Below are 2,983 nucleotides of genomic sequence, written 5' to 3' on the forward strand. Positions count from 1 at the left end.
CAATTGACTTCCCAATATTGAATTTTCCTCTTGTTTCTTTATTAGAAGTCTTTGTATTGGCATCTACCAAGAGTATTCATCATTAGTTCATTTTATCTTACAATAAATGATTGCCTTGTGCCTATTAAGGATTTGAGCAATTTTAGAAATTTTGTAATTTTTTTAGCAGAACCTGCAGAACCTCGAGTTTATTTCTTTCATTCGTGGTAAAACATTTATGGCTCATGATATATTTCTTTTCGTTATTTTTGTCATTACTAAGATTTTAACACAAAATTATCATGATTTTTTAATTTTTTTTAGTTTGTCGCAATTATTATACAATCTATGATAAAAAAATAATTTTATGTCTTATTTTGAAAAATTAATTGTATTTTTTTATATAATTTGATATAATAAGAGCAAGTGATGATGAGTAAGTGATATATTTAGTGGTTTCACATTCATTTATTGTTATGAAATTAAATAATTAGGAGGAAAAACGAATGAAAAAGACAATATTCTTTTTAGTTGGAATAATGATGGTTTCATCAATAGGTTTCTCTGCTAAAAAACAAAGCATCGAAAGTAGTATAGATTCAATTGATAACCAATATGAAGAATTGCTAAAAAAAGAAGAAGCGCAAAAAGAAAGTTATAGAAGCCAAAAAGCACAATTAGAAGCTGAATTGGAAAAATTGAAAGTTCAACAGTCTGATAAAGAAAAAGTAGTTGAGAAATTAAGAGTAGATTCTGAAGTAAGATGGCATAGAGAAAAATATAAAAAAATTCTTAAATATAATGAACCTATTCTTAAAAATTTAAACAAGAATATAGCAGAAAAAGAACAAAAGATAGCAGAATTGGATACATTATTATCGGTAATGAATTAAGAAAGGAATGGTAATATGAAGATGAAAAAAATTTTATTATGTGGAATAATAGCAGTATTGAGTATACCTATGATGGCAGAATCTTCACAAGAAATATTGAAGCAAGCTAGAAATGAATACTATAAAAATCTAGATATATCTGACGACATACAACCAGAAGTAACTAGAGAAAAAATAGTAACAATTGATGAAGAGGGTGTGGTAGATGAATCATCTGAAAGAGTTAAACCAAAATCATCAATTGAGAAATTAGAATACAATGTGGCAAAAGCCATGGATAGAATTGATTTCTATGAAAGAGTAGTAAGAAGTGTACAAAGAGAAGAAAAAGAATTAGGCGTATTTGATAGTGTTTTAGCAAGAGATGGAGTTAAAAAGGCTAAAAGAACTAGAAAAATAGCTAAATAAGTATATTCAAAGTAAGAAAAGACAATATTTCATAAATATTATCAGAAAGGAAAATCAATGAAAAAAATATTAGGATTAATAGCTATAATGACGTTAGCGTCAAGTCAAATATCATTTTCTGCTAAATCGGATACTGATGCTGCAGTTCAAAGATTAGTTAAAGTGGCTAAACAAAGACAAGCACAAAAAGCTAGAAACGCAGCAAGGGGTATTTCAGAAGATGTTACTGTGGTTCCAGTTGAAGAAATAGAAGAAGTTACAACCACAACATTTTCTCCAGATTTAAATGAAGCTGCACGTCAAAAAGCAGAAGAAGCAAGAGAAGCTGCACGTCAAAAAGCAGAAGAAGCAAAAATTCAAGCAGCTATAAAGGCTGCTGAAGAAAAAGAAGCTGCACGTCAAAAAGCGGAAGAAGCAAAAATTCAAGCAGAAGCAAAGGCTGCAAAAGCAAGAGAAGCTGCTCAGAAAAAAGCAGAGGCTAAAAAATTAAGAGCACAAAGAAAAAATATGTCTGAAAGTAAAATGATGGACGTAGAAATTCAAAGAATTAAGAGTAGAGTTGAAAAAATCAACGATAATATTGAAAAATATCATAAAACTAACGAAATGTTAGATCAAATGGAACAAAGATTAGACAATATTCAAAACAAAATGAACTATTAATTTAGAGTTTTGTAAAAAATAAATTCAGATATATTAGAAAGGAAATGAAAAATATGAAAAAGTTAGCATTATTATTAGTAGGATTAGGAGCATTATCTTGTACAAATGCAAAATTAGTAGATTACAATACAACTAGATTAAATCATATTGAAGATTATTTGAATGAAAATAAACCAAATCCTGGTAGCCAAAGATACAGATCTTTAGAAAGAGAGGCTGAAAAATGGGTAGAAGAACAACAACAAGAACAGCAACAATAATTGCATTAGGGTTGTTAGTTGCTTCACCATTAATGGCAAGAAAGCTGACAACAACTCAAATGAGAGAAAATACAATCAGAATTAATGCTCTTGAACTTGAAGAACCAGTACCACAACCGGTTCCAGAGCCACAACCAGAACCACCAGTAAACGAAGAATTCGTACTTGATTCTGGAAGATTGAACTTCGACTTTGATAAGTCAGTAGTTAAACCTCAATACTTTGAATTATTAAGAAATGTAAAAGATTACGTCGAACAAAACAACTTGAGTTTAACAATTATTGGACATACAGATTCTAAAGGTACAGACGCTTATAATATGGCTTTAGGAATGAGAAGGGCAAATGCAGTTAAAGCTAAATTGTTAGAATTTGGATTAGATCCTGCAAGAATCGTAAGAGTAGAATCAATGGGAGAATCAGAACCAATTGCTCCTAATGATACTGAACAAGGAAGATTCGAAAATAGAAGAATCCAATTCAAAGCTACAAGAGATTAATTTTAATTATATTAAAATTGTAAAAATATTTTTATAAATTGTCTAGTTGTTTCTTTATTGAAACGATTAGACAATTTTTTATTTATAAGGAAATTATAGTGAAACTTATACAAAACCGACCTAAAAATATGGTATAATAACTTTATGGCATATGAAAAAATTATAGAAAAAGAATTTTAAATTTTTATTACGAAATAAGTTCCAGCACATTATACGGATGGATAAAACTTAAGAATGAAACAGGAAATCTTTCATCAAGAACACGGAAAAGAAAATTTAA

5 protein-coding genes are annotated in these 2,983 nt (G+C 28.9%); all 5 read left to right on the plus strand.

Translation table 11 applies throughout. The annotated features are described in order from the left end of the window. Positions 1 to 485 precede the first annotated feature (485 nt). From HMPREF1552_RS07925 to HMPREF1552_RS07945, 5 genes are read left to right on the plus strand one after another with little or no spacing between them, the layout of a single operon-like run. A complete protein-coding gene (locus HMPREF1552_RS07925) occupies positions 486 to 872 on the plus strand; it encodes an adhesion protein FadA (protein ID WP_021744632.1) in 387 nt (128 codons plus the stop codon). Between the two features lie 57 nt (positions 873 to 929). Further along, entirely contained in the window at positions 930 to 1,280 is a 351-nt protein-coding gene (locus HMPREF1552_RS07930; protein WP_231370761.1) for a hypothetical protein, read from the plus strand. Between the two features lie 57 nt (positions 1,281 to 1,337). Further along, a complete protein-coding gene (locus HMPREF1552_RS07935; RefSeq protein WP_021744634.1) occupies positions 1,338 to 1,943 on the plus strand; it encodes an FAD-I family protein in 606 nt (201 codons plus the stop codon). 53 nt (positions 1,944 to 1,996) lie between these two features. Beyond that, on the plus strand, positions 1,997 to 2,203 hold the full coding sequence (locus tag HMPREF1552_RS07940) for a hypothetical protein (RefSeq protein WP_039901432.1): 207 nt from the start codon (positions 1,997 to 1,999) through the stop codon (positions 2,201 to 2,203). After that, positions 2,167 to 2,703 carry an OmpA family protein gene (locus HMPREF1552_RS07945; protein WP_039901433.1) on the plus strand — a complete coding sequence of 179 codons (537 nt, stop codon included), beginning with the start codon at positions 2,167 to 2,169 and terminating at the stop codon, positions 2,701 to 2,703. The genes HMPREF1552_RS07940 and HMPREF1552_RS07945 overlap by 37 nt, the downstream gene beginning before the upstream one ends. Positions 2,704 to 2,983 lie beyond the last annotated feature (280 nt).

This window comes from Leptotrichia sp. oral taxon 879 str. F0557 (genome assembly GCF_000469385.1).
GTDB lineage: Bacteria > Fusobacteriota > Fusobacteriia > Fusobacteriales > Leptotrichiaceae > Leptotrichia > Leptotrichia mesophila.

What these genes read in the sequence shown, in the direction of transcription:
- HMPREF1552_RS07925 (WP_021744632.1), top strand. Translation starts at nt 486, where the DNA reads ATGAAAAAGACAATATTCTTTTTAGTTGGAATAATGATGGTTTCATCA.
- HMPREF1552_RS07935 (WP_021744634.1), top strand. Translation starts at nt 1,338, where the DNA reads ATGAAAAAAATATTAGGATTAATAGCTATAATGACGTTAGCGTCAAGT.
- HMPREF1552_RS07940 (WP_039901432.1), top strand. Translation starts at nt 1,997, where the DNA reads ATGAAAAAGTTAGCATTATTATTAGTAGGATTAGGAGCATTATCTTGT.
- HMPREF1552_RS07945 (WP_039901433.1), top strand. Translation starts at nt 2,167, where the DNA reads ATGGGTAGAAGAACAACAACAAGAACAGCAACAATAATTGCATTAGGG.